Origin of the sequence: Micromonospora trifolii, from assembly GCF_050516465.1 — a bacterium.
GTDB lineage: Bacteria > Actinomycetota > Actinomycetes > Mycobacteriales > Micromonosporaceae > Micromonospora > Micromonospora trifolii.
Window position 1 is genome coordinate 3161389 of record NZ_CP191526.1, and the last position, 23714, is coordinate 3185102.

25 protein-coding genes are annotated in these 23714 nt (G+C 71.1%); 11 read left to right on the forward strand and 14 right to left on the reverse strand.

Annotated elements, in window-relative coordinates; translation table 11 throughout:
- Window positions 1–40: 40 nt before the first annotated feature.
- The 9 genes from ACQRWP_RS14420 to ACQRWP_RS14460 are packed head-to-tail and all read right to left on the reverse strand — an operon-like array spanning window position 41 to window position 9677.
- Window positions 41–1345, reverse strand: coding sequence for an enolase C-terminal domain-like protein (locus tag ACQRWP_RS14420; RefSeq protein WP_430502737.1), 1305 nt, complete (start codon window positions 1343–1345; stop codon window positions 41–43).
- Window positions 1345–2184 carry a fumarylacetoacetate hydrolase family protein gene (locus ACQRWP_RS14425; RefSeq protein WP_430502738.1) on the reverse strand — a complete coding sequence of 280 codons (840 nt, stop codon included), beginning with the start codon at window positions 2182–2184 and terminating at the stop codon, window positions 1345–1347. Before ACQRWP_RS14425 ends, ACQRWP_RS14420 begins: the two co-directional genes overlap by 1 nt.
- Window positions 2181–3023 carry an amidohydrolase family protein gene (locus ACQRWP_RS14430; RefSeq protein WP_430502739.1) on the reverse strand — a complete coding sequence of 281 codons (843 nt, stop codon included), beginning with the start codon at window positions 3021–3023 and terminating at the stop codon, window positions 2181–2183. The genes ACQRWP_RS14425 and ACQRWP_RS14430 overlap by 4 nt, the downstream gene beginning before the upstream one ends.
- Complete coding sequence (locus ACQRWP_RS14435) at window positions 3020–3997, reverse strand: aldo/keto reductase (protein ID WP_430502740.1); 978 nt, start codon at window positions 3995–3997, stop codon at window positions 3020–3022. Before ACQRWP_RS14435 ends, ACQRWP_RS14430 begins: the two co-directional genes overlap by 4 nt.
- Complete coding sequence (locus ACQRWP_RS14440) at window positions 3994–5526, reverse strand: sugar ABC transporter ATP-binding protein (RefSeq protein WP_430502741.1); 1533 nt, start codon at window positions 5524–5526, stop codon at window positions 3994–3996. Before ACQRWP_RS14440 ends, ACQRWP_RS14435 begins: the two co-directional genes overlap by 4 nt.
- Window positions 5523–6464, reverse strand: a complete 942-nt coding sequence (locus ACQRWP_RS14445; protein ID WP_425699205.1) for an ABC transporter permease — start codon at window positions 6462–6464, stop codon at window positions 5523–5525. Before ACQRWP_RS14445 ends, ACQRWP_RS14440 begins: the two co-directional genes overlap by 4 nt.
- Window positions 6465–6469: 5 nt before the next feature.
- Window positions 6470–7543 carry an ABC transporter permease gene (locus tag ACQRWP_RS14450; RefSeq protein WP_430502742.1) on the reverse strand — a complete coding sequence of 358 codons (1074 nt, stop codon included), beginning with the start codon at window positions 7541–7543 and terminating at the stop codon, window positions 6470–6472.
- Complete coding sequence (locus ACQRWP_RS14455) at window positions 7540–8628, reverse strand: mandelate racemase/muconate lactonizing enzyme family protein (RefSeq protein WP_430502743.1); 1089 nt, start codon at window positions 8626–8628, stop codon at window positions 7540–7542. The genes ACQRWP_RS14450 and ACQRWP_RS14455 overlap by 4 nt, the downstream gene beginning before the upstream one ends.
- Window positions 8628–9677 (reverse strand): sugar ABC transporter substrate-binding protein, encoded by a 1050-nt coding sequence (locus ACQRWP_RS14460; RefSeq protein ID WP_430502744.1) that lies wholly within the window; start codon window positions 9675–9677, stop codon window positions 8628–8630. Before ACQRWP_RS14460 ends, ACQRWP_RS14455 begins: the two co-directional genes overlap by 1 nt.
- Before the next feature lie 124 nt (window positions 9678–9801).
- Between ACQRWP_RS14460 and ACQRWP_RS14465 the strand changes: the two genes are divergently transcribed.
- From ACQRWP_RS14465 to ACQRWP_RS14480, 4 genes are read left to right on the forward strand one after another with little or no spacing between them, the layout of a single operon-like run.
- Window positions 9802–10521, forward strand: a complete 720-nt coding sequence (locus ACQRWP_RS14465) for a GntR family transcriptional regulator (RefSeq protein WP_430502745.1) — start codon at window positions 9802–9804, stop codon at window positions 10519–10521.
- Window positions 10522–10549: 28 nt separating this feature from the next.
- A complete protein-coding gene (locus ACQRWP_RS14470) occupies window positions 10550–11260 on the forward strand; it encodes a (Fe-S)-binding protein (RefSeq protein ID WP_430502746.1) in 711 nt (236 codons plus the stop codon).
- Entirely contained in the window at window positions 11257–12702 is a 1446-nt protein-coding gene (locus tag ACQRWP_RS14475) for a LutB/LldF family L-lactate oxidation iron-sulfur protein (RefSeq protein WP_430502747.1), read from the forward strand. Before ACQRWP_RS14470 ends, ACQRWP_RS14475 begins: the two co-directional genes overlap by 4 nt.
- Window positions 12699–13313, forward strand: a complete 615-nt coding sequence (locus tag ACQRWP_RS14480; protein WP_430502748.1) for a LutC/YkgG family protein — start codon at window positions 12699–12701, stop codon at window positions 13311–13313. The genes ACQRWP_RS14475 and ACQRWP_RS14480 overlap by 4 nt, the downstream gene beginning before the upstream one ends.
- Here the strand turns inward: ACQRWP_RS14480 and ACQRWP_RS14485 are convergent.
- Window positions 13302–13817: a signal peptidase II gene (locus tag ACQRWP_RS14485; RefSeq protein ID WP_430502749.1), complete on the reverse strand. Its 516-nt coding sequence runs from the start codon at window positions 13815–13817 to the stop codon at window positions 13302–13304. The genes ACQRWP_RS14480 and ACQRWP_RS14485 overlap by 12 nt on opposite strands.
- Window positions 13818–14003: 186 nt before the next feature.
- On the opposite strand from ACQRWP_RS14485, the gene ACQRWP_RS14490 reads away from it, so the two are divergent.
- From ACQRWP_RS14490 to ACQRWP_RS14510, 5 genes are read left to right on the forward strand one after another with little or no spacing between them, the layout of a single operon-like run.
- The gene (locus tag ACQRWP_RS14490) at window positions 14004–15593 is read left to right on the forward strand and encodes an ABC transporter substrate-binding protein (RefSeq protein WP_430503203.1); all 1590 of its coding nucleotides are present in this window, start codon (window positions 14004–14006) and stop codon (window positions 15591–15593) included.
- Entirely contained in the window at window positions 15563–16582 is a 1020-nt protein-coding gene (locus ACQRWP_RS14495) for an ABC transporter permease (protein WP_430502750.1), read from the forward strand. The genes ACQRWP_RS14490 and ACQRWP_RS14495 overlap by 31 nt, the downstream gene beginning before the upstream one ends.
- A complete protein-coding gene (locus ACQRWP_RS14500; RefSeq protein ID WP_430502751.1) occupies window positions 16575–17459 on the forward strand; it encodes an ABC transporter permease in 885 nt (294 codons plus the stop codon). Before ACQRWP_RS14495 ends, ACQRWP_RS14500 begins: the two co-directional genes overlap by 8 nt.
- Window positions 17456–18460, forward strand: a complete 1005-nt coding sequence (locus ACQRWP_RS14505; protein WP_430502752.1) for an ABC transporter ATP-binding protein — start codon at window positions 17456–17458, stop codon at window positions 18458–18460. The genes ACQRWP_RS14500 and ACQRWP_RS14505 overlap by 4 nt, the downstream gene beginning before the upstream one ends.
- Window positions 18457–19137, forward strand: a complete 681-nt coding sequence (locus ACQRWP_RS14510) for an ABC transporter ATP-binding protein (protein WP_430502753.1) — start codon at window positions 18457–18459, stop codon at window positions 19135–19137. Before ACQRWP_RS14505 ends, ACQRWP_RS14510 begins: the two co-directional genes overlap by 4 nt.
- Before the next feature lie 22 nt (window positions 19138–19159).
- Here the strand turns inward: ACQRWP_RS14510 and ACQRWP_RS14515 are convergent, their stop codons facing one another.
- From ACQRWP_RS14515 to ACQRWP_RS14530, 4 genes are all read right to left on the reverse strand, one after another.
- A complete protein-coding gene (locus tag ACQRWP_RS14515; protein ID WP_430502754.1) occupies window positions 19160–20059 on the reverse strand; it encodes an ABC transporter substrate-binding protein in 900 nt (299 codons plus the stop codon).
- 326 nt (window positions 20060–20385) lie between these two features.
- A complete protein-coding gene (locus ACQRWP_RS14520; protein WP_430502755.1) occupies window positions 20386–20622 on the reverse strand; it encodes a hypothetical protein in 237 nt (78 codons plus the stop codon).
- Window positions 20619–20786 (reverse strand): hypothetical protein, encoded by a 168-nt coding sequence (locus ACQRWP_RS14525; protein ID WP_430502756.1) that lies wholly within the window; start codon window positions 20784–20786, stop codon window positions 20619–20621. Before ACQRWP_RS14525 ends, ACQRWP_RS14520 begins: the two co-directional genes overlap by 4 nt.
- The gene (locus ACQRWP_RS14530) at window positions 20783–20989 is read right to left on the reverse strand and encodes a hypothetical protein (protein WP_430502757.1); all 207 of its coding nucleotides are present in this window, start codon (window positions 20987–20989) and stop codon (window positions 20783–20785) included. Before ACQRWP_RS14530 ends, ACQRWP_RS14525 begins: the two co-directional genes overlap by 4 nt.
- A 202-nt stretch (window positions 20990–21191) precedes the next feature.
- On the opposite strand from ACQRWP_RS14530, the gene ACQRWP_RS14535 reads away from it, so the two are divergent.
- Entirely contained in the window at window positions 21192–22319 is a 1128-nt protein-coding gene (locus tag ACQRWP_RS14535) for a helix-turn-helix domain-containing protein (protein ID WP_430502758.1), read from the forward strand.
- Window positions 22316–22894, forward strand: a complete 579-nt coding sequence (locus tag ACQRWP_RS14540) for an HD domain-containing protein (RefSeq protein ID WP_430502759.1) — start codon at window positions 22316–22318, stop codon at window positions 22892–22894. The genes ACQRWP_RS14535 and ACQRWP_RS14540 overlap by 4 nt, the downstream gene beginning before the upstream one ends.
- Window positions 22895–23714 lie beyond the last annotated feature (820 nt).

Consider the following 23714-nt stretch of genomic DNA (forward strand, 5'->3'; position numbering starts at 1 on the left):
TCTCCCCTTCCGAGTGGTCCGCTGAGGTGACGCACCGCCGTCAGACCCATGCCGGCCCGTCGGGGTACGCGTAGGTGGCGAGGCTCTCCGGACGCATCGCGGCGGAGAACCCGGGGGCGTCGGGCGCCACGTAGTGCCCGTCCTTGATCACCACCGGATCGAGGAAGTGCTCGTGCAGGTGGTCGACGTACTCGACGACCCGGTCGCGCATCGAGCCGGACACGGCCACGAAGTCGAACATCGACAGGTGCTGCACCAGCTCGCACAGGCCCACTCCCCCGGCGTGCGGGCAGACCGGCACCCCGTATTTCACGGCCAGCAGCAGGATGGCGACGTTCTCGTTCACGCCCCCCACCCGGCACGCGTCGATCTGCACGACGTCGACGGCGTCGGCCTGGAGCAGCTGTTTGAACACGACCCGGTTCGCGACGTGCTCCCCGGTGGCGACCCGGATCGGCCCGCCGTCGGGTGCGCTGGTGACGAGGGCGGACCGGATCGCCGCGTGGGCGAGCACGTCGTCGGGGCTGGTCGGCTCCTCGATCCACCACGGGTCGTACGGCGCCAGCTCCCGCATCCGGTCGACCGCCTCGGCGACGTCCCAGCGCTGGTTGGCGTCGAGCGCGATCCGGATCTGCGGGCCGACCGCCTCGCGGGCGATCTTCAGGCGGCGCACGTCGTCGGCGGCGTCCGCGCCCACCTTCAGCTTGATCTGGGTGAACCCGTCGGCCACGGCCTGCCGGGCCAGCCGGACCACCTTGTCGTCGGGGTAGCCGAGCCAGCCGGGTGACGTGGTGTACGCGGGGTAGCCCCGCTCGGTCAGCCGGGCGATCCGGTCGGCCCGGCCCGGCTCGGCGGCGCGCAGGATCTCCAGCGCCTCGTCGGGGGTGAGCGCGTCGGTGAGGTAGCGCCAGTCGACCAGGTCGACGATCTGCTCGGGGCTGAGGTCGGCCAGGTAGCGCCAGACCGGCTTGCCCGCTCTCTTGGCGACCAGGTCCCACATCGCGTTGATCACCGCTGCGGCGGCCAGGTGCATCACGCCCTTCTCCGGGCCGAGCCAGCGCAGCTGCGAGTCCTGGGTGAGCGAGCGGGCGAACGCACCGAGGTCCACGGTGTCCGGGTCGAGGCCGACCACGTACGGCACCAGCGCGTCGATGGCCACCCGGCAGACGTCGTTGCCCCGCCCGATGGTGAAGGTGAATCCGTGCCCGTCCGGGCCGTCGTCGGTGCTCAGCACCAGGTACGCGGCCGAGTAGTCGGGGTCGGGGTTCATCGCGTCGGAGCCGTCGAGGTCCCGCGAAGTCGGGAACCGGACGTCGTACGTGTCGACCGAGGTGATCACCGCCATCAGGCGTTCCGGAGCGTGTTGCGCTGCCGGCCGAGGCCGTCGATCTCGACCTCCATCACGTCGCCGACGGCCAGGTACGGGAACCGGCCGGAGAGGCCCACCCCCTGCGGGGTGCCGGTGTTGATGACGTCGCCCGGGTCCAGAACGGTGTACTGGGACAGGTGCCAGACCAGGTACGCCACGTCGAAGATCATGTCTTTGGTGCTGGAGTCCTGGCGGGGCTCGCCGTTGACCCAGGAACGCAACCGCAGCGCCTGCGGGTCGGCGATCTCGTCGGCGGTGACCAGCCACGGGCCGAGCGGTTGGAACGTCTCGCAGGACTTGCCCTTCGACCACTGGCCGCCGGAGACGGCCAGCTGGAAGTCCCGCTCGGAGACGTCGTTGGACAGCACGTACCCGGCGATGTGCCCGAGGGCGTCGGCCGGTGAGGCGAGGTAGCGGGCCCGACGACCGATCACCACCGCCAGCTCCACCTCCCAGTCGGTCTTCGCCGATCCGCGCGGGATCAGGACCTCGTCGTACGGGCCGACGACGGTGTTGGGCGCCTTGTAGAAGACGATCGGGTCGGTTGGTGGCGCGGCGCCCGACTCGGCGGCGTGCGCGGCGTAGTTCTGCCCCACGCAGAGCACCACCCCGGGCCGGGCGATCGGTGCGCCTACCCGCTGACCGGTCACGTCGATCTCGGGCAGGTCGGTGGCCTCGCGGACCCGCCGGACGCCGTCGCCGCCGAGGAACTCGCCGTCGATGTCGGCGGTGAGCGACGAGAGGTCGAAGTGCCGCCCATCGACGTACAGCACGGGGCGTTCCCGCCCCACGGGCCCGACGCGCATGTATCTCACGAACCAACCTCCAGTGCATAGGTACGAATTGCGGTGCCGGCCAGGACGTCTGCCCGCTCGGTGGCCGACAGCTCCCCCAGGCCGGCGTCGATCGCCGTCCACGCCTCGGCGTACGAGGCGACGAGGTCGCAGACGGGCCAGTCCGAGCCGGCCATCAGCCGGCGCGGACCGAACAGCTCCAGCGCGGTGTCGACGTACGGCCGGATGTCGGCCACCTGCCACCCGGGGCCGGCCTCGGTGAGCAGGCCGGAGAGCTTCGCGACGACGTTGTCACAGCCGGCCAGGTCACGTACCGCCGTGCGCCACTCGGTGAGGCCGCCGGCGGCGATCCTCGGCTTGCCCAGGTGGTCGAGGACGAAGGTGGTGCCGGGCGTGGCCCGGGCCGCGTCGGCGCAGCTGGTCAGCTGTCCGACGTGGACGACCAGGTCGAAGGTGAGGCCGGCAGCCCCGATCGCCGCGAGGGCGGCGCGCACCTCGGGGCGGGCCAGGTGCCCGGGGTCGGCGACGCCCTGCACCTGGTCGCGGAGCCCGACCAGCTTGGTCGCGCCGGGCAGCTCGCGGTAGCCGGCGAGGGTGGCGGCGATGGCCGGGTCGGTGAGCGACGCCCAGCCGACCACGCCGGCGATCCGGGGCGTGGTGGCGGCGTGGGCCAGAAACTCGGCGGTCTCCTCGGCGTCGCAGCGGCCCGCCTCGACCAGCACGGTCGCCGTCACCCCGGCCTCGTCCAGCTGGGGTACGAGGTCGGCGATGGTGTAGTCGCGCCGGATCGCCTCCAGGCCCGGTGCGGTGAGCCACTGGTAGTCGGCGGTCCACAGGTGGTGGTGCGCGTCGATGATCACGGCGTCGGCACCTCGCTCGGCAGCAGCCCTTCGGCCTTGAGATCGGCCCAGAGCGCGCCGGGCACGTCCCACTCGAACATTGCCACGTTGTCGGCGATCTGCTCCGGGTCCCGGGCGCCGACCACCACGCTGGCGACCGCCGGGTGCCCGAGCGGAAACTGGATCGCCGCGGCCCGCAGCGGTACGCCGTGCCGCTCGCACACCGACCGGATCGCGGTGGCCCGGTCGAGCAGCCCCTGGTCGGCCGGGGCGTAGTCGTAGTGGGCGCCCGGTGTCGGGTCGGCCAGCAGGCCCGAGTTGTAGACCCCGGCGGCGATGATCGCGATCCCCTTCGCCTGGCACAGCGGCAGCAGCTCGTCGAGGCTGGCCTGGTCGAGCAACGTGTACCGGCCGGCGAGCATGAAGCAGTCGAAGTCGCCGGCGTGGGCCAGCTCGACCAGCGCCGGGGCCTGGTTCATCCCGGCGCTGACCGCGCCGATCTCGCCGGCCTCCCGCAGCTGCGCCAACGCCGGGTACGCCCCGGCGACCGCCTCGGCCAGGTGGTCGTCCGGGTCGTGGATGTGCGCGATGTCGATCCGGTCCAGCCCCAATCGGGCCAGGCTCTCCGCGTGGGAACGGCGAACCCCGGCGGCGGAGAAGTCGAACTGCGGCGTGAGGTCGGTCGGCTCGGCCCAGAACTCCTGCCGGTCACCACCGTCGGGGACGAGCAGCCGACCCACCTTGGTGGAGAGGGTGAACGCGTCGCGCGGCTTGCCGGCGAGGACCGCCCCGGCACGCCGCTCGGAGAGGCCGCAGCCGTAGAGCGGGGCGGTGTCGAAGTATCGGAGCCCGAGATCCCAGGCCGCCTCGACGGTGGCGTGGGCGACCTCGTCGCCGACGGCGTCGAACATTCCACCGATCGGGGCGAGCCCCAGCCCGAGCCGGGTCACCGCCATGTCGGTACGCCCCAGGGTCACCAGTTCGGTGGCCTTCACGCGACGACCCCCTGCCCGTCGTGGATGAACCGGATCACCGACTGACTCATCCGGTCGTAGTCGTGGTCGTTGTCCAGTTCACCAACAATGGCGAACTCCCGCATCACCGCGATCCGGTCGGCGAGGGTGACCATCTCCGGCAGGTCCGACGAGATCAGCAGGATGGCCATTCCCCGCGCGGCCAGGCCGGCGATCAACTCGTGGAAGGCCGCCTTGGTGCGCACGTCGATGCCGACGGTGGGCTCGTCGATGATGAGCACGTCGCAGTCGGCCGCCAGCCACTTGGCCAGGCTGACCTTTTGCTGGTTGCCGCCGGAGAGCTGACCGGCGTGCTGGTCGGGCGAGGCGAGTCGGATGCCCAGCCGTTCGGCGTACTCGTCGACCAGCAGCCGCTCGGAGCGGTCGCGGACCAGCCCGAGCCGGGCCAGCTTGCGCCACACCGTCACCGCCGTGTTGCGGGCCACGGTCTGGTCGAGGAAGAGGCCCTCCTCCTTGCGGTTCTCGGTGACGTAGCCGATCCGGTACCGGTGCAGGGCGTCGCCCACGTCCCGGATCCGGGCCGGACGCCCGTGCACCCGCACCTCACCGGCGGTGATCCGGTCGAGGCCGAGCAGCGCCTTGGCCAGCTCGCTGCGGCCCGCGCCGACCAACCCGTACAGGCCGACGATCTCGCCGGGACGGACGGCGAGGCTGACGTCGTGGTGGCCGGCGGTGGTGGCGACGTGGTCGAGGGCCAGCGCCGGTTCGACGTCCGCCGCGACGGTCCGGGCGGCGAGGTGCACCTGCTGGTACGCGCGGCCGACCATCAGGTCGACGATCTCCTCGCGGCTGTGGTCGGCGAGGGGTTCCGCCTCGGCGACGCTGCGCCCGTCGCGTAGCACTGTCACCGTGTCGGCGACCGCGAAGACCTCCTCCAGTTTGTGGCTGACCAGCACTGTGGCGTGGCCCCGCTCGGACAGCCGACGCACGATGCCGTAGAGCCGGTCGGCCTCGTCGTTGGTCAGCGACGCTGTCGGTTCGTCGAGCAGCAGCACCGTCGAGTCCGCCGACAACGCCTTGGCGATCTCCACCAGTTGCAGCTGGGCCACCGAAAGCCGCGACACCGGCAGGTCGGGGTCCAGGTCGAGGTCGAGCAGGTCGAGGCAACGGCGGGCCTCGGTACGCAGCGCCGCCCGGTCGAGCAGGCCGGCGCGGCGGGGCAGGTGTTGCAGGCAGATGTTCTCGGCGACGCTGAACGCCGGGATCAGGTTCCGCTCCTGGTGCACGACACCGATGCCGGCCCGCTGGGCGTCCTGCGGGTTGCCCAGCTGCACAGCGCGCAGCTCGCCGTCGGGCCCGGGCAGCCGCAGGAGCCCACCGTCCGGCCGGTACACCCCGGTGAGGATCTTGATCAGGGTGCTCTTGCCGGCGCCGTTCTCGCCGAGCAGCGCGTGCACGCTGCCGGCGGTCAGGGTCAGCGTCGCCTCGTCCAGGGCGCGTACCCCGGGGAACGTCTTGACCAGTTTCTCCGCGGACAGCACGACGCTCATCGTGGACCTCCGGAGAGCTTGTCGCGGAACTGACCGAGCAGCACCGCGCCGAGGACGACAGCGCCGATGATGAGGTCCACCCACCGTCGGTTGATGTCGAACTGCGACTGGCTCACGTCGACCAGCCGCACCAGGAAGGCGGCGAGCACCGTGCCGGTCACGCTGATCATGCCGCCGGCCAGGGCCACCCCGCCGATGATCGGCGCGGCGAAGCTGGGCAGCAGCAGGTCGTCGCCGATCGAGGCGTTCACCGAGCCGAATGCGGCCACCACGATCACCGCGGCGAAGCCGGCCAGCAGCCCCGACAGGGTGTGGGCCAGCACCAGCGCCCGGTCGTTGGAGATGCCCGACAGCCGGGCGGCGAACGGGTTGCCGCCGGAGGCGAGCAGGTGCCGTCCGGGCACTGTGCGCCGGAAGAAGAGGGCCACCCCGACGGCGATCGCGACCGCCAGCAGGAAGACCACTGGTACGCCGGCCACTGACGCCTGCCCGAACTCGCGCAGGCCGGGCGAGTAGCCCTGGTAGGTGCCGGTGCCGTTCACCCCGTACCGCAGCCCTTCGAGGATCGTCATGGTGGCGAGGGTGACGATGAACCCGTTGATCCGGGTGAAGATCACCAGCAGGCCGTTGACCAGCCCGACAACGGCGCCGAGAGCCAAGGCGGCGAGCACCGCGACCGGGGCGGGCAGCCCGGCGTCGATCATCAGCCAGCCCGAGGCCACCGCGCAGAACCCGGTGAGCACGCCCACCGAGAGGTTCATCTGACCGACGGCGAGCACCACCATCTGGGCCAGGCCGATGACGATCGGCAGGGCGAGGAAGCGCAGGAAGGCGTCCAGGGTGCCGGCGGTGAGCAGGTTGAAGTCGGTGGCGACCGCGAGCGCCGCGAACCCGAGCGCCGCGATCACCGCGAGGGTGAACTCGTTGGTCCGGATCACGCTCCTCATGATGGTGACACCGCCCTTCGCTCGGCGAGCACGGCCCGCAGCCGGTCCAGCGACAACGCCGCGAGCAACACGAGTCCGATGTAGAGCTTCAGCTCCTCCAGGGAGAACTGGAGCAGGTTGAGGCCCTTGTAGATGACCTGGGTGAGGGTCGCGCCGAGTGCGGTGCCGAGGACGCTGACCGCACCACCGGCGAGCAGCGTCCCACCGAGCACCGGGGCCAGGAACGACGGCAGCAGGAACGACTCACCGATGTTGGCGGAGAAGGCGCCGTTGTTGGCGGCGAGCAGGAACCCGGCCAGCGCGGCGAGCAGCCCGCTCAACGCGTGCGCGGCGACGACCCGGCGATGGGTGGGAATGCCGGACAGCTCGGCGGCGACTGTGTTGGAGCCGGTCATCAGGATCTCCCGGCCCAGCCGGGCGTGCCGGAACAGCAGCCCGACACCGAGCGCCGCGACGACCGCGATCGGGACTACCAGCGGGATCCGGGGGCCGCAGACCTCGCCCATGCAGTAGTCGGCGAAGGTGTCGAAGCGCAGGGCGGAGAGCCCACTCGGCTGCACCGCGAACGACACCCCGCCGGTCGCCCAGGTGTAGAGGATCGTGACCAGGCCCAGCAGCCCGAAGTCGAGCGCGAGGGTGACCACGAAGGAGTTCACGCCGGTCTTGGCGATGAGCAGGCCGGCGAGCGCGCCGATGCCCGCCCCGACGGCGAGACCCACGAGCAGCCCGACCAGAAGCGGGACGCCGAGCCGGTCGTAGGCCAGGCCCATCGCGAAGGTGGACAGCGCGGCCATCCTGCCCACGGCCATGTTCATGTGCCCGAGTGAGAGCACGGCGAGCTGGGCGAGACCGACCACGACGTACACGCTGATGTCGGCCTGTAGCGGTGCCAGGGTGAGGCGGGGGTCGAGGAACGCGGGGGTCAGCGACGAGAAGAGGACGACCAGCGCGGCGATGACGATGAGCAGGCCGAGCCGGGGGTTCGCCCAGACCGGCAGGGCCCTGGCCGGCGGCCTGGGGTCCGCGGCCGGAGGAACCGCCGGCGCCTCCGGCGCTGTTTCCGTCTTCACGCCACCCTCCTGTCCTCGATCGCGTCGCGGTCCCAGTCGATGCCGAGGCCCGGCTCGCCGGGGGCGAGCGCGTGGCCGTCGACGATCGCGATCTCGGTCCGGGTGATCGCGCGCAGTTGCGGGATGTGCTCGACGTAGCGGCTGTTCGGCACGGCCGCGCAGAGGCTCACGTGCAGTTCCATCAGGAAGTGCGGGCAGACCACCACGTTGCAGGCCTCGGCCAGGTGCGCGACCTTGAGCCACGGGGTGATGCCGCCGATGCGCGCGACGTCGACCTGGACGACGCTGGCCGCCTGCCGACGTAGGTACTCGGCGAACTGGCCGATCGAGTACATCGACTCCCCCACCGCGACCGGGATGCTTGTCGCGCGGGCCAGCAGCTCGTGCCCGGCGACGTCGTCGGCGGGCAGCGGCTCCTCGAACCAGGCGAGCTGGTGCGGTTCGAGCAGCCGGGCCCGGCGGATCGCCTCGGCGGCGGTCAGCGACTGGTTGGCGTCGACCATCACGTCGAAGTGGTCGCCGACGGCCGCCCGGACCGCGCCGATGCGGGCGGCGTCCTCGGCCGGGTTGGGCTTGCCGACCTTCAGCTTGACGCCGGGCCACCCGGCCGCCTGGGATGCCTTCGCGCCGGCGACCAGCTCGTCCTCGGTGAGGTGCAGCCAGCCACCCTCCGTGTCGTAGAGCGGGATGCGGTCCTTGGCGCCACCGGCGAGCACCCACAGCGGCAGGCCGGCGGCGCGGGCCCGCAGGTCCCACAGCGCGGTGTCGATCGCGGCGAGCGCCAACGAAGTGACGGCCCCCACCGTGGTCGCGCGGGTCGCGGCGTGCAGGTCACGCCAGACCGCCTCCACCCGGGCGGCGTCGCGGCCGACGAGGTGCGGCAGCAGGTAGTCGCGCAGCAGCGCGAGCACCGCGGTGCCGCCGGTCCCGATCGTGTACGCGTACCCCGTGCCGTGCCCGCCGTCGGCCGTGCGCACCTCGACGAAGAGCGTCTCCTGCTTGAGGAACGCCTGTACCGCGTCGGTGCGGACGGTCTCGACGGGAATGTCGACGAGGTACGCCTCGGCCTTGGTGATGGTCGACATCAGCTGCACTTGAGCAGGTCGCCGTCGAACTTCTTCCGCAGTGCCTCGGTGGTGGCGGTGCGGTCGGCCTCGTAGCCGTCCAGGTTGTCAGTGGTCACCACGAACGAGCCCGAGTCGATGGTCACTCCGGCTTCGGCCATGGTGCAGCCGCCGCTGAGCTTCATCAGGGCGTACGAGCCGACCTGGGCCTGACCGACCGGGTTCTGCAGGATGGTGGCGGCCACCGAACCGCCGCGCAGCCCGTCGAGGACCGTCGGGTCGTCGTCGATGGCGACGACCTTGATGGGCAGCTTCGACTGACGGACGCCCTCGGCCGAGGCGACCGCCGGGTTGTAGGCGGTGTTCACGATCGCCTGGATCTGGCGGCCCTTCGCGGCGAGGAGGTCGGCCACGGCCCTCTGCGCGCTCTGCAGGTCCTTGTCGATGTCGGTGACGCTCTGGATCAGGGTCACCTTGCCACCGGTCTCGGCGACCGCCTTCTCCACGCCCGCGATCCGGCGCTGGGTGTTGGAGTCGACCTTGTTCCCGGTCAGGTGCACCAGGTTGCCCTGACCGCCGATCGCGTCGATGGCGGCCTTGGCGCCCTTGTACGCGGCGACCTCCACGTCGGTGGAGAGGCAGAAGTCGGCCTTGTTGGCCCCGGCCGGGCAGGAGGCCAGCGAGCCGACGGGGAAGCCCTGCCGCTTGAGGTCCTCGAAGGTGGAGTTGATGTTGTCCGGCGAGACGCCGAAGACGCCGAAGGCGTTGTAGCCCTGCGCGGCGAGGGACTTGAGCACGTCGTTCTGCTTGGTCTGGTCCCAGCCGGCGGTCTCGTTGAAGGTGACGTCGCCGAGCGCGAGCTCGGTCTTGGCCTTGGCCCCGGCGTCCTTCCAGGGCTGGAAGTACGGGTGCGAGCCGCCGGGCACGAGCGCGACCTTTACCTGCGCCGGTTCCCGGCCACCGGCTTCGGCGTCGGCGTTGTCGCTCTTCTTCGTGCAGGCCACAGTGGTCGTGGCGAGGGCCACGACGGTGAGGCCGGAGCCGATTCGGGACAGCATTCTGCGCGACATGTTCGTCTCCTCGGGGGTGGCGGTGGCGAGACGGTGGCGGAGGAACCTATTTCCTATAGGATGTTGCTTTGCTAGTGTGTACTCGCTCACACCGGCACAGTCAAGGGGTTGCTGAGGAGACGAGATGGCCCAGCAGGAACCTCGCGAGGGTCGACTCCGTCCCGCCCGTCGACTCACCCTCACCGAGGACGTCTACGAGTCGATAAAGACGCTGGTCATGGACCACATCCTTCCCCCCGGCGAGCGGGTCAACATCGACGCGCTCGCCCGGGAGCTGGACGTCTCCCCCACCCCGGTCCGCGAGGCCCTCGCCCGGCTGGAGGCCGACGGCCTGGTCCGTAAACGCCCGCTCTCCGGCTACACCACCACGCCGCTGCTGAGCCGCGCCGAGTTCAACGACCTGTTCGACGTCCGCCAACTGCTGGAGGGCGCCACCGCCGGACGGGCCGCCACGCACGCCTCCGCCGAAGCCCGCCAACGGATCAGCATCGAGGCGGCGGCGAGCATCGATGTGGAGGCCGGCGACGGCTATCGCCGACACGCCGCCTTCACCGCGCTGGACGCGAAGTTCCACGATTTGATCGCCGAGGTCTCCGGCAGCCCTCTGCTGCGGGACACCATCACGCGGCTGCACTCACACCTGCACCTGCACCGGCTGTACTTCCCGGTCGCCGGCGCGCCGGACACCAACACCGAGCACCAGCGCATCGCCGCCGCCATCGTCGCCGGTGACGCGGCAGCCGCCACCGAGGCGATGCGCGCCCACCTCAGCGCCGCCCGGGAGCGCCACCTGCCCGCCTTCGACCAACTCCCCGCCCCCGGAACACCGCGCGACTCGGCGTGACCCACCCCCACAGATCCGAGGAGCCGCCATGCGGATCGCCCTCTTCATCACCTGCGTCAACGACCTCGCGTTCCCGGCCACCGGCATCGCGGTCACCCGCATCCTGCGGCGACTCGGCCACACCGTCGACTTCCCCGCCGACCAGACCTGTTGCGGGCAGATGCACGCCAACACGGGTTACCGGGCCGAGGCCATGCCGATGGTGCGCAACTACGTCGACGTCTTCGACTCCTACGACGCCATCGTCGCGCCGTCCGGATCGTGCACCGCGATGATCCGCGACCAGTACCCGCGCCTGCACCCGCCCGCCACCTCGGTGGCGGCCCGCACCTACGAGCTGTCCGAGCTGCTCGTCGACGTCCTCGGCGTCACCGACGTCGGCGCCGAGTTCAGGGAGACGGTCACCTACCACCCCACCTGCCACGGCCTGCGCATGCTGCGCCTCGGCGACCGGCCGCTGACCCTGCTGCGCCAGGTACGCGGGATCAAGCTGGTCGAGCTGGGCGACGCCGAGGAGTGCTGTGGTTTCGGCGGCACGTTCGCCCTGAAGAACCCGGACGTCTCCACCGCGATGCTCACCGACAAGTGCGCCCGGATCCGCGACACCGGCGCGCGGGTGCTCGCCGCGGCCGACAACTCCTGCCTGGCGCACATCGGCGGCGGCCTCGACCGCCACCGCTCGGGCGTGCGGGCCGTGCACTACGCCGAGATTCTCGCCGAGACGGGAGCCACCTCATGAGCCAACCGGTAGCACCCGCCACCGGGAGCGGGCGGATCCGCACGCCGCTGCCGTTTCCCACCGCCGCCAAGCCGGCCGTCGCCGACACGCAACTCCGGGCCAACCTGCACCGGGCCACCCGCACCATCCGGGCCAAACGAGCCCGGGTCGTCGACGAGGTACCCGATTGGGAGGCCCTACGGGACGCCGGCGCGGCGATCAAGGCCGACGTCCAACGTCGGTTGCCGGAGCTGCTGGAGCAGTTCGAGGCGTCCGCCACCGCTGCCGGCGCCACAGTGCACTGGGCCCGCGACGCGGCCGAGGCATGCCGGATCGTGGTCGCGTTGACCCAGGCAGCCGGGGCCGACGAGGTCGTGAAGGTCAAGTCCATGGCGACCCAGGAAATCGAACTCAACGAGGCGCTGGAGGCCGCCGGGATCGCCGCGTACGAGACCGACCTCGCGGAACTGATCGTGCAGCTCGGCGACGACACCCCCTCGCACATCCTGGTGCCGGCCATCCACTACAACCGGGCCCAGATCCGGGAGATCTTCCAGCGTCGCATGGCCGACGCGCCGGCCGACCTGAGCGACGAACCGGCCGCGCTGGCCGAGGCGGCGCGCGCTCACCTACGACGGCGTTTCCTCTCGGCCCGGGTCGCCGTCTCCGGCGCCAACTTCGCCATCGCCGACACCGGCACACTCGTGGTGGTGGAGTCCGAGGGCAACGGACGCATGTGCCTCACCCTCCCCGAGACGCTGATCAGCGTCGTCGGCGTCGAGAAGCTGCTGCCGACCTTCACCGACCTGGAGGTCTTCCTGCAACTGCTGCCGCGATCCTCGACCGGCGAGCGGATGAACCCGTACACCTCGATGTGGACCGGCGTCACCCCCGGCGACGGCCCGCAGGACGTGCACGTCGTGCTCATCGACAATGGCCGGTCCGCAGTGCTCGCCGACCCGGTCGGGCGACCGGCGCTGTCCTGCATCCGCTGCTCCGCGTGCCTCAACGTCTGCCCGGTGTACGAGCGGGCCGGCGGGCACGCGTACGGCTCGGTGTATCCGGGGCCGATCGGGGCGATCCTGTCGCCGCAGCTGACCGGCGTGGCCGACAACGCCTCGCTGCCGTACGCGTCGACCCTCTGCGGCGCCTGCTACGACGTGTGCCCCGTAAAGATCAACATTCCGGAGATCCTGGTCCATCTCCGCCAGCAGGCACCGCACCCGCCGGCCGAACGGGCCGCCATGCGCGTCCTGTCCTGGGTGATGCGCAGCCCCCGACGCTGGGCCGCCGCCCTGCGCCTGGCCCGGGCCGGCGCGGGGCCGCTCGGGGCGTACCGTGAGCGGCGCACCGGCGCTCGCACGCTGCGGCGACTGCCCTGGCCCGCGTCGGCGTGGACCCGGTCGCGAGACCTGCCGCTGCCCGCGCCGCAGACCTTCCGGGAATGGTGGGGAACGCAGTGAGCGCACGTGACGAGATCCTGGCGCGGCTCCGGACGGCCCTGGCCGACAGCCCACCGCCGGTGGAGGTGCCCCGCGGGTACCGCCGGGTCGACGACCGCCCCGACCTGATCGCAACCCTCGTCGACCGCCTGGAGGACTACAAGGCGGTCGTCCACCATGGCATTGACGCCCTGCCCCGGCTGCTCAGCGAGGTCGACCGGCTCGCCGTCCCCACCGACGTCCCCGCCGACTGGCTGGCCGGCTACGCCGGAGAGCTGCACCGCGACGCGCCCCCGCTGTCACCGGCCGCGCTCGACGACCTGGACGCGGTGCTGACCGGCTGCGCCGTCGTGGTCGCCGACACGGGCACCATCATCCTCGACTCGGGCCCGGCGCAGGGGCGACGCGCACTCACCCTGGTGCCCGACCGGCACATCTGCGTCGTCCGCACCGACCAGGTCGTCGGTCTGCTGCCGGAGGCGCTGACCCGACTGGACCCGCGCGCCCCGCTGACCTGGATCTCCGGCCCGTCCGCGACCAGCGACATCGAGCTCAACCGCGTCGAGGGAGTGCACGGCCCGCGCCGACTGGAGGTCGTCCTGGTCAGCCCGCCGACCGGCTCAGGAGCCTGACGACGACACCTGCTCGTCGCTGCGACTCTCGCCCGGGGTGGCCGTCGCACGCAGCGGAACGTCGCGCACGTTGAGCAGCATGACGATGCCCACGCCGACCACCAGGGCGATGTCGGCGACGTTGCCGACGAAGAACCCGGCGTAGTCGATGAAGTCCACCACGTGCCCGCGAGCGAATCCCGGCTCCCGGAAGAGGCGGTCCAGCAGGTGCGTCGCCGCACCGCCGAGCACCAGGCCCAACGCCACCGCCCAGGCGCGTGACGTGACCCGCCGCGCCACGAACGTCACCGCGACCACCGCCGCCGCCGCGAACACCGCGAAGATCCAGGTGTACGCGGAGCCGATCGAGAAGGCGGCGCCCGGGTTGTACACGAGTCGCAGTTGCAGCAGGTCACCGAGGACGGTGATGGTCTGCCCACCGGAGAGCGCGGACTCGGCCCAGTACTTGGTGAGCTGATCCGCGGCGAGCACCACAGCAGCGATCAACACGACGGCGCGGAACATCCCGGAACCCTAGCCGGTCACCGGCGACCGTCACCACCGACGGTTGCTCTGGATCAACCACATGATGCATACCTCTGGTAATTGCCAAAGAGTGGCAACTGTGCCACCGTGATGATCAACGGTTGCGGCGCCGCGCCCACCCGACAAACGATCCTCCCCACACCACAGGAGCCCTCTGTGACCCGGATGCGTCCGACCTTCCGACGCCTCGTGGCGTCGACCGCGGCGGCGGGGATGCTCGTCCTCGCCGGATGCTCGGCCCCGACCACCCCCGACGGCTCATCCGGCGGCGCGACGCTTGTCGTCGCCACCTCCGACGAGCCGGACGCGTTGAACCCGGTGCTCAACTACGGCGTCGACGGCGCCTCGCTGATCTTCGACGGCCTCGTCAGCCGGGACGACGACAACCGCCTCGTCGCCGGTCTGGCCACGGCGTTGCCGGAGCTGTCACCCGATGGGCGCACAGTGACCGCGAAGCTCCGCGACGGCGTGCAGTTCCACGACGGCACCGCTCTGACCGCCCAGGACGTCGTCTTCACGTACCAGGCCGTGCTGGATCCGACTGTCGACTCGACGCTCCGCTCCGACCTGGACATGGTGGAGTCGGTGACCGCGCCCGACGCGGCCACTGTCGTGTTCCGGCTGCGCTACCCGTACGCGCCGTTCCTCCAGCGGCTCACCCTCGGCATCGTGCCGGCTAACCTGCTCAGCTGGCAGGACATCAACACCGCCGGGTTCAACCGCAAGCCGATCGGAACCGGGCCGTACCGGGTCGACTCCTGGACGCCGGGCGACCGCCTGGTGCTCACTGCCAACGAGCGCTACTTCGGTGGCCGGCCGAAGAACAACCGGCTGGTGGTCGCGTTCGTCGCCGACGACAACGTCCGCGCCCAGCGGATGCGCGCCGGCGAGTTCGACGCCGCCGAGTTGCCGCCGAAGCTGGCCTCCGGATTCGACGCCGACGCCACGTACCGGGTGCAGCGGGTGCCGACCGCCGACTACCGCGGCGTGATGCTGCCGACGGGCAACGCGGTCCTCGCCGACCCGGCGGTCCGCCGGGCGCTCAACCTGGCCGTCGACCGGGCCGCGATGGCGACCGGGCTCCTCGGCGGCGCCGGCGAACCGGCGTTCGGCCCGGTCCCGCCGACCTCCGACTTCGCCGACCCCTCGATCATCGGCAAGCCGACCGCCGACCCGACGGCGGCGGGAGCGCTGCTGGACGCGGCCGGCTGGACCCCCGGTCCCGGCGGGGTACGCGCCAAGGACGGCCGACCGGCCCGGTTCACGCTGATGTACCCGGCGAGCGACACGCTGCGCAAGGATCTCGCCCTCGCCGTCACCGCCGACGCGAAGAAGATCGGCATCGAGGTCACTCCGGCGGGGCTGACCTGGGACGCCATCGACCCGCGGATGAAGTCCGACGCCCTGCTGATGGGCTACGGCACCCCGTACGACCCGGACTTCGTCTCGTACAAGCTGTTCGGCTCGACGTTCGCGGGGCAGGGCTACTTCAACCCCGGCTCGTACCGCTCCGAGGTGACCGACCGGGCCCTGCAGGAGGGCCGCGACCAGATCGACCCAGCCCTCCGCAAGGCCGCGTACGCGCAGTTCCAGAAGCAGTTGGCCGCCGACGTACCGTGGCTGTTCCTCACCTACCTGCGGCACACCTACGTGCTGAAGTCCTCGGTTCAGGGCGTGACGCCGCGGGTCGAGGCACACGAGCACGGGGTGGCGAACAGCCTCTGGTGGAACATCGACACCTGGACGCGGTCGTGACCCGCTCCGGTCGACTGGCCGGGGCCGGTGCGGTGGTCCGGCGGCGGCTCCTCGTCGCCGTGCCGGTGCTCGCCGCGACCAGCGTCGGGATGTTCGCCCTCGGTGCCGCCTCGCCGGTCGACCCCGCGAAGCAGTACGCGGGCGCTGCGGCCTTCACCGCCAGCGAGGAGAACCTGGCCCAGCTGCGCGCGAACTGGGGCGTCGACGACCCCCTGCCGGTGCAGTATCTGCGTTGGATCAGCAATCTGGTCCAGGGTGACCTGGGCTGGTCGACCAGCCGGCACGAGCCGGTCGCCTCGGTGCTCGCCACCCGGGCCGGCTGGACGCTACTCCTGATCGGTGTGGCCCTCGCCCTGGTCCTGGTCGCGAGCCTGCTGCTGGGCGCGCTGGCGGCGTACCGGCGGGGTGGGCTGTTCGACCGCGCGTTGCGGACGGCCGCCTACGCGGTGCAGTCGATGCCGGTCTTCTGGCTGGGCCTGGCCGCGATCGCCGTGTTCGCGCTGACCCTGGGCTGGTTGCCGGCGGGCGGGCTCACCGACGTCACCGCGACCAGCACCTCCTGGGGCGACGTGGCGCACCACCTGATCCTGCCGGTCGCGGTGTTGGCCGTGTCCCAGGCGCCGTGGTTCGTGCTGTTCGTCCGGGACGCGGTCGCGGAGAGCATGCGCGACGACCACGTGCTCGCCGCGCGGGCACGCGGACTGCCCGGTCGGACGGTGCTGTTCGGGCACGCGCTGCGGACCGCGCTGCTGCCGTTCCTCACCCTGGTCGGCACCCACCTGCCGGAGCTGGTCGGCGGGGCGGTGCTGGTCGAGACCGTCTTCTCGCTGCCGGGCCTCGGCGCCGTCACTGTCGCCGCCGCGCTGGGCAGCGACTTCCCGCTGCTGGCGGCGATCACGCTGGTCACCACCGCGGTTGTGCTGGCCGCGAACCTCGCTACCGACCTCGCCTACGCCGCCGCCGACCCGAGGGTACGACTCGATGGCTGACCTCGCTGCCCGACCGCCGCTGCTCCGGGTGGCCCGGTCGCGGCTGCGGCTGCGCCCCGGCCGGGCTGGTGTCCTGGTGGCCGGTCTGGTCCTGCTGGTGGCCATCGCCGGCTCGCTGCTCGCCCCGCTGGTCTGGCCGCTGGACCAGAGCGCTGTCGCGCTGGACCAGACCCGGTTGGCACCGTCCTGGACCCACCTCGCCGGCACCGACGACCTGGGCCGCGACGTGGCGCACCGCGCCGTCTACGGGCTGCGGGTCTCGCTGCTCGTCGGCGCGGTCGCCGCGCTCGTCGCCACAGTCCTCGGCGGCGTGGTCGGTGGGATCGCCGGCACGCTCGGCGGCCGGGTGGACCGGATCCTGATGCGGATCGTGGACACCATCGCCGCGATGCCGCACCTGCTGCTGGGCATCTTCATCGTCGCCATGCTGCGTCCCAGCCTCGGTGCCGTGATCGCCTCCGTCGGGCTCACCCACTGGCTCTCCACCGCCCGCATCGTCCGATCCGAGTTGTTGAGCCTTCGGACCCGACCGTTCATCGACGCCGCCATCAGCGGCGGAGCCGGTCGGCTCCGGGTCCTCACCCGGCACCTGCTGCCGCACGTCCTGCCCCGGCTGGCGCTGGCCACCACCCTGATGATCCCGCACGCGGTGTGGCACGAGACCGCCCTGTCGTTCCTCGGCCTCGGCCTGCCGCCGCACCTCGCCTCACTGGGCAACATGATCAACGACGGTCAGGGGTCGCTGCTGACCGGCGCCTGGTGGGCCAGCCTGGCACCGGGCGCGGTCATCGTCGTCGTCACCCTCGCCATCGCGGTCCTCGCCGCCCGCTGGCGCGACCGCCTCGATCCCCGGGTCCGAGCGGAGCTGCACCTGTGACCACCACCGAGACAGTTCCCGCCGAGGCGTCGCCCCGCGCCGACGCGAGTCAGCCGCTGCTCGCCGTGGACGGCCTCGGCGTCGAGTTCCGGCTCCGCGACGCGCGCGTGCGCGCCGTCAGCGATCTCAGCCTCACCGTGCGGGCCGGCGAACTGCTGGCCATCGTGGGCGAGTCCGGCTGCGGCAAGTCCGTCCTGGCCCACGCCCTGCTCGGCCTCCTGCCGGGAAACGCCACGACCACCGGTCACGCCGTGCTGCACCACCCCGGCGCCGACCCGGTCGACCTGGTCACCTGCGGCCAACGCCAACTGGCCCGCAGCGTACGCGGGCGCCGGGTCGGGTTGGTCCCGCAGAGCCCGGCCACCGCCCTGAACCCGGTCCGCACCGGACGGCGACTGCTCGCCGAGACGCTGCGGGCGCACGGCCGCGACCGCGCCGACGTCGACCAGCTCGCTGTCGATGTCGGGCTCGACCCGGCGGACCTGGACCGCTACCCCCACGAGCTGTCCGGTGGCATGGCACAGCGTCTGGTCACCGCGCTCGCGCTGGCACCCGACCCGTCGCTGCTCATCGCCGACGAGCCCACCACCGGGCTGGACCGGCCGCTTGTGGACCACACCCTCGACCTGCTGCGCCGCCGATGCGAGAACGGCGCGGCCGTCGTGCTCATCACGCACGACCTGGCCGCCGCACGCCGGGTCGCCGACACCGTCGCCGTGATGTACGCCAGTCGCATCGTGGAACACCGCGACACCGACCAGCTCTTCACCGCGCCGGCCCACCCGTACGCCGCGGCGCTGCTCGACGCCCTGCCGGACCGGGCCTTCCGGCCGGTGCCGGGCGACCCGCCGATGCTCACCGCGCTGCCCCCCGGGTGCGCGTTCGCGCCCCGCTGCCCACGCCGCACCGACACTTGCGCGGACCGACCACAGTCGACACCGGTCACCGGTGGCGGCACTGTGGCCTGCCACCACCCGATCCCCACCGGAGCCACCACGTGACCAACGCGCACCACCTGCTCGCCGACGAGGTGAGCGTCTCCTACGGCCGCCAGGTCGTCCTCGACGGCGTCACAGTGCGGATCGACCGGGGAGAGACGGTCGGACTGCGCGGGCCGTCCGGCTGCGGAAAATCGACACTGGTCCGGGTCCTGGCCCTGCTGCACAGCCCCGATCGGGGCCGGGTCAGCATCGACGGCACCGCTGTCGACGCCGTCCGGTACGCCGTGCCGGTCGCCCTACGGACCCGTGTCGCCGCTCTCTTCCAGAGCCCGCGCGCCGCCGCTGATCCTCGACTGAGCCTCACCGATCTGATCGCCGAACCGCTGCGCGCCACCCGGACGCCCGAGTCGGCGGTCCGGGAACGGGTGGCCGAACTCGCCGACCTCGTCGGCCTGACAGCGGATCTGCGCAGCCGGCGCCCCCACGCGGTGTCCGACGGGCAACTGCAACGCGCCTGCCTCGCGCGGGCCCTCGTACACCGCCCCGATTACCTGCTCTGCGACGAGGCCACCGCGATGCTCGACGCCTCGACCCAGGCGCACGTCGCAGCCGTCATCCGCGACTACCAGCGGACCCAGCAGGCCGGGGTCCTGGTCATCACCCACGACCAGACCCTGCTGGACCGCTGGAGCGACCGGATCGTCGACCTCGCCGGTGCAGCGAGGGCACGCGCCTGACCCTCGGTGCAGTGCGACAGTGTCAAAGGACGTCGAGGGGAACCCGTTGAGCGCGGGAGTCCGGACGGCCGGCGAGGATGCCGGCGAGGATCTCCGCGCCGTCGACGACCCTCGGGCCGGGGCGGTTGAAGTAGGCAGGCCCGTCGACCACCCACACCTGCCCGTCACGCACCGCGGGCAGGTCCGCCCAACCGGGTTGCCCGGTCGCCACGGACAACTCGTCGAAGGTTCGCTCGGGCGTGAACCCGCACGGCCCGAACACCACCACCTCGGGAGCCAGGTCCGCGACCACCGACCACAGGTGCGGGGTGCTGTGCGCGCCCGGCCCGAGCAGCAGAGACCGCCCACCCGCGTAGGCGATTTGCTCCGGCACCCAGTGCCCGCCAGGCATCAACGGGTCGAGCCACTCGACGAACAGCACCGTCGGCGCGCCGGGCACCGGCCCCGGCAACGCGGCGAGGCGACGCTCGGCGTCGGCTCGGATCTCCCCCGCCCTGCCTTCGGTGCTGGTCAGCGCGGCCACGGCATCGACAGTGTCCAGGATCCCGCCGATGGTTCTCGCCTCCAGGGACATCACACTGGTGTCGAGATCGATCAGACCAACCGCGTCGTTGACCCGCTCGTAGGAGACCGCACACACGTCGCACAGATCCTGGGTCAGGATCAGATCCGGCTTCAGCCCCTCCAGCATGGCGACGTCGAGCTGGTACAACGACGATCCTCGGTGCGGGTCACCGGCGATCGCCGCCGAGATCTCCCGGCTCGTCAAGGTCTCCGGCAGGGACGTCGCGGTCACCGCCGGGATGTCGGCCAGAGCCCCCGGCGGCCAGTCACACTCGTGGGTACGGCCGACCAGTTGCCCGGTCAGGCCGAGCATGGCCACGATGTCCGTGGCCGCCGGCAGCAGGGAGACGATTCGCACGTCCGCCTGCCTACCAGGCACGACCGAGCCACGTCCACCCTCCGACGGCGAAGACCACGGCGGCCATCAGCGGCCATCGCTACGGGCCGCGTCTCAGACCTCCTCGGCGCCGTCGAGCAGCGGCGGCACCGGTCGGCTGGCACGGTTGCGGTACTTCGCTGCTGTACTGCTGGCGTCAAATGAGGCGTTGGATGCGGACTTTCGGGCGCTCGTTCCTGATGTGGCCGTGCTTGTGTTGGCGGACCTGTTCGTCCCAGACCTCTTGGTCGTAGTCCGGGTCCGGTGGGATCCACTTGTGCGAGCCGTCGCTGTAGTGGAACTTCTCGTCACTCGGCCGCAGGATGCTCACCGAAGCCAGCCGAGGAGCGTCTGTGCAGCGCACCCGCCGGCACCCAGGTCAGGTCCTCGGAGGCCCGCACCAGTTGGGCACTTAGGTAGAGAGCCAGGGAGATCGGAGCGTCGTCGAACTCGGCGCGTAGCTCGCGCTGCCGTGTGCGGCAGGGCCAGGGTGCATCGCAGCCGCCGCAACTCCAGATCGGCAGCACTGGGCCGTGCGTGGTCATGCGCGGCCTCCGAGCAGCGCCGCCGTCATCGACCGCGCCTGCCGGCTGGTCGCCCAGTCCATCTGCCAGCACGGGTACGACCACCACGCCCGACACCCGCTGCAAAGGCCGTCTCTCCCGTGCAGATGTACGACCAGGTTCTGCCCCTCCGCGTCGTTGCTCACTGCTCCTCCTCGGCGGGCCAGTGCCCCCGGTTGATGGGGATGCGGTGTCGGCTGCGACAGGGCAACTCGGCCCCACAGCGGCAGACCCAGTTCCACTTCCGCCACGACCAAGCCGGACGGTGTCGCCGTGCCAGGGTCATCGCGACGGCGATCAGGTACTGGTCGTAGGTCACTCGTCGCCGTGGTGGTGTCCTGTCCCCCATCACTACCTCCCTCCACTGGGCAGCACTCCATGGCCCACCCCGAAACGACGGGACCGGATCTGGAACGTTCGGTAACTGCGACGCTACGATCACGACGACGGCGGTGGGACTCACCCGCAGTACGAGTGAGCAGGCCAGATGAGCTGCCGCAGCATTGGTTTCACGGCGCAACGTCGACCACGGGTCAACGTAGGGATGACGCATGAGAGGTCACCGACGATCAGCACCGCATCGCGGCGACGTGACCGGCTACCTGTTCAAGCTGATCCGGGAGTCCATCCCGCTCACCCAGGAGCAACTCGCCGCCGACCTGAACGTCGATCGGGTGACCGTGCAGAGCTGGGAGTCCGGACGCCGACCATTCACCGCGGTACCGCTCGGGCAGGCGATCGCCGTCCGACGCCGGCTCGGACGGCTCGGCGCGCACACAACCCTGCTCGCAGCACTCGACGACGCCGCTGAGGCGGATCTCATCCTCGCCGCCGTCCTCAACGAACAGGTGAACCGCTGCGACATCGCCGAACAGCCGCTGGGCTGGTCCGTCCTCACCCACCGTCTGACCGACTTGATCCTCTGGGCCGTCCTCGGGCAGACACCGACCTTCGCCAGAGGGCTACCCATCGCCCATCAACGGCGGGGTCCAGTCGCGTCCGGGCCGACCCTGCCCGTCGACGAGCAACGTGCGTTCTTCACTCACCTTCACGTGCTCGCAGATCGCGCCAGAGCCGGACGGCATCGAAACGTGCTGCTGCACCGGCAAGCGTGCTTCCTTGCCGGCATGGACCCCACCAAGGCAGCAGCAGGTTGGCTCAGCCAGACCACCGCCCGAGCACACCGCACGACCACCTTTCGCACCTGGTCACCGCTGTGGCCCGACGCCCGCTCCGTCGTCACGTCCCTCGCCAACCAGGGCGACCCGGAACCGTTGCGAGACTTCATCGCTCGCGCACACCCCGACGACGCCTGCGAGCGAGCGGCTCTCAACTACTCGGCCTACTGGGTGGGCGAGATCCCGCACCGCCACCGCGACGACTCCTTCATGCCCGAAGCGCTCGCTGACTGGCACGGCTCAATCCTTCTTCGGCACCTGGTGCATCGCCTCGAACCAGGGCACCCCTTCGTCGACCTCAACATCCACAACGTCTGGGCTCTGCTGGCCGCACGACGCGGTCTCGCCCTCGACAACCCCGCCGCGACTCGCGCGCTCCTCGACCGCAGCGTCCCGCTCCTGGACAGCGACCAGCTCTCCGCGCAGTCGCGGCAGGAACTAACCTCTATCGTCTACAGCCTGCGGGCGGACGGACTCACCGGCACAGGGACGGGCAGATGACCGACGATCACAACGCCGCCGGAGCGATGAACTTCATCTTCGAAGCCGGCGTCCTCAAACGCGCCGCCCGGACCGGCTGGTGGTTCGCCGGCGTCAAGCAACCCGAGTCCATCGCCGAACACTCCTTCCGAACGGCGCTCATCGGAATGATGCTCGCCGCCATGGAGGGCGCCGACCCAGCCCGAGTGTCGATGCTCTGCACCCTGCACGACACCCAGGAAACCCGAATCACCGACATCCCACACATCGCCAAGCGCTACCTGACCGCCGTACCCAACACCGCCGTTACCGCCGACCAGGTCGCCGCCTGTCCCCCAGCCGTCGCCGACGTCATCACCGCCGCAGTCGCCGAGTACGAAGCCGGCGAGACACTGGAAGCTGTCGTCGCTCGTGACGCTGACAAGCTGGAATGCCTCGTCCAAGCCGTCGAGTACCGCCACCAAGGCATCGACAACGTGCAGCGCTGGATCGACAGCTCACGAGCCGCTATGAAGACCGCCAGCGCCCACCGCCTTGCCGACGCCGCACTCAGCGGACAACCCCTGGCCTGGCTCACTCCCCCGCCTCAGGAGTAAGCGTTCAACACTTGGCGTTGTATTGATCGGAAGTGTGGGAGCAGTCGATCAACACGGACAAGTTGCCGTCTGAACTGCCCATTCATCGGTCATCGACGGTCAACGGTCGTCGCCCCTGGTCCACCCCTGACGGCCTGGATACGGCATGATCATGGGGTCTCTGGGACTCCCTCCCGACCCCTCGCTTGTAAGTTCTGGGCGCTTCGTCTGGCGGGGTCTGTCCGCATCCGCGACCTCGGGCGACTGTCCGCGCCCGACAGCCGGCGGCTTCCCTCGTCCCGGCCGGTTGCTGTCACCGTTGCTGTCGATAGCTTTTCCCGCCACGCCCCGGCACGCCGCTCGCATTCGGACATGTGCCGGTACGCCGAGACTACCTACAAGGTCCACTACGTGTGCGTGTCGTGCCGTCGTAGTCACAAATACGCCTGGGACAACGCGAAGCACCCATGTACGTCCTGCCGGCAACCGATGGTCTTTGCTGGGCACGACTTTGCGGCCCCCCGTCGCGGAATGACTCCGGGTGGGCCGCGGTTGCGGCAGTTCTCGGCGCGGGACTGCGCTACGAGGGTTTCGAGGTTTGCGGGTGTTCACGGGAGCCGAAGTTCCGGCCACGAACGCGCGCCCAAGTCCGGATGCGGCGACGGGCCGCCAGTCGCCTTGGGCTGTCGGAGGCTGAGGCGCTCGCCGCTCGGGATCCCTACGACATCGGTTGACGACCAGATCGCGCTGTCCGTCACCTCCCGCCCCTTGGCCGTGAGGCGCATCTGGTCGAAGCGCTCCCCGGGCGGTGTCAGACGTTGAAGCGGAACTTAGATGGCCG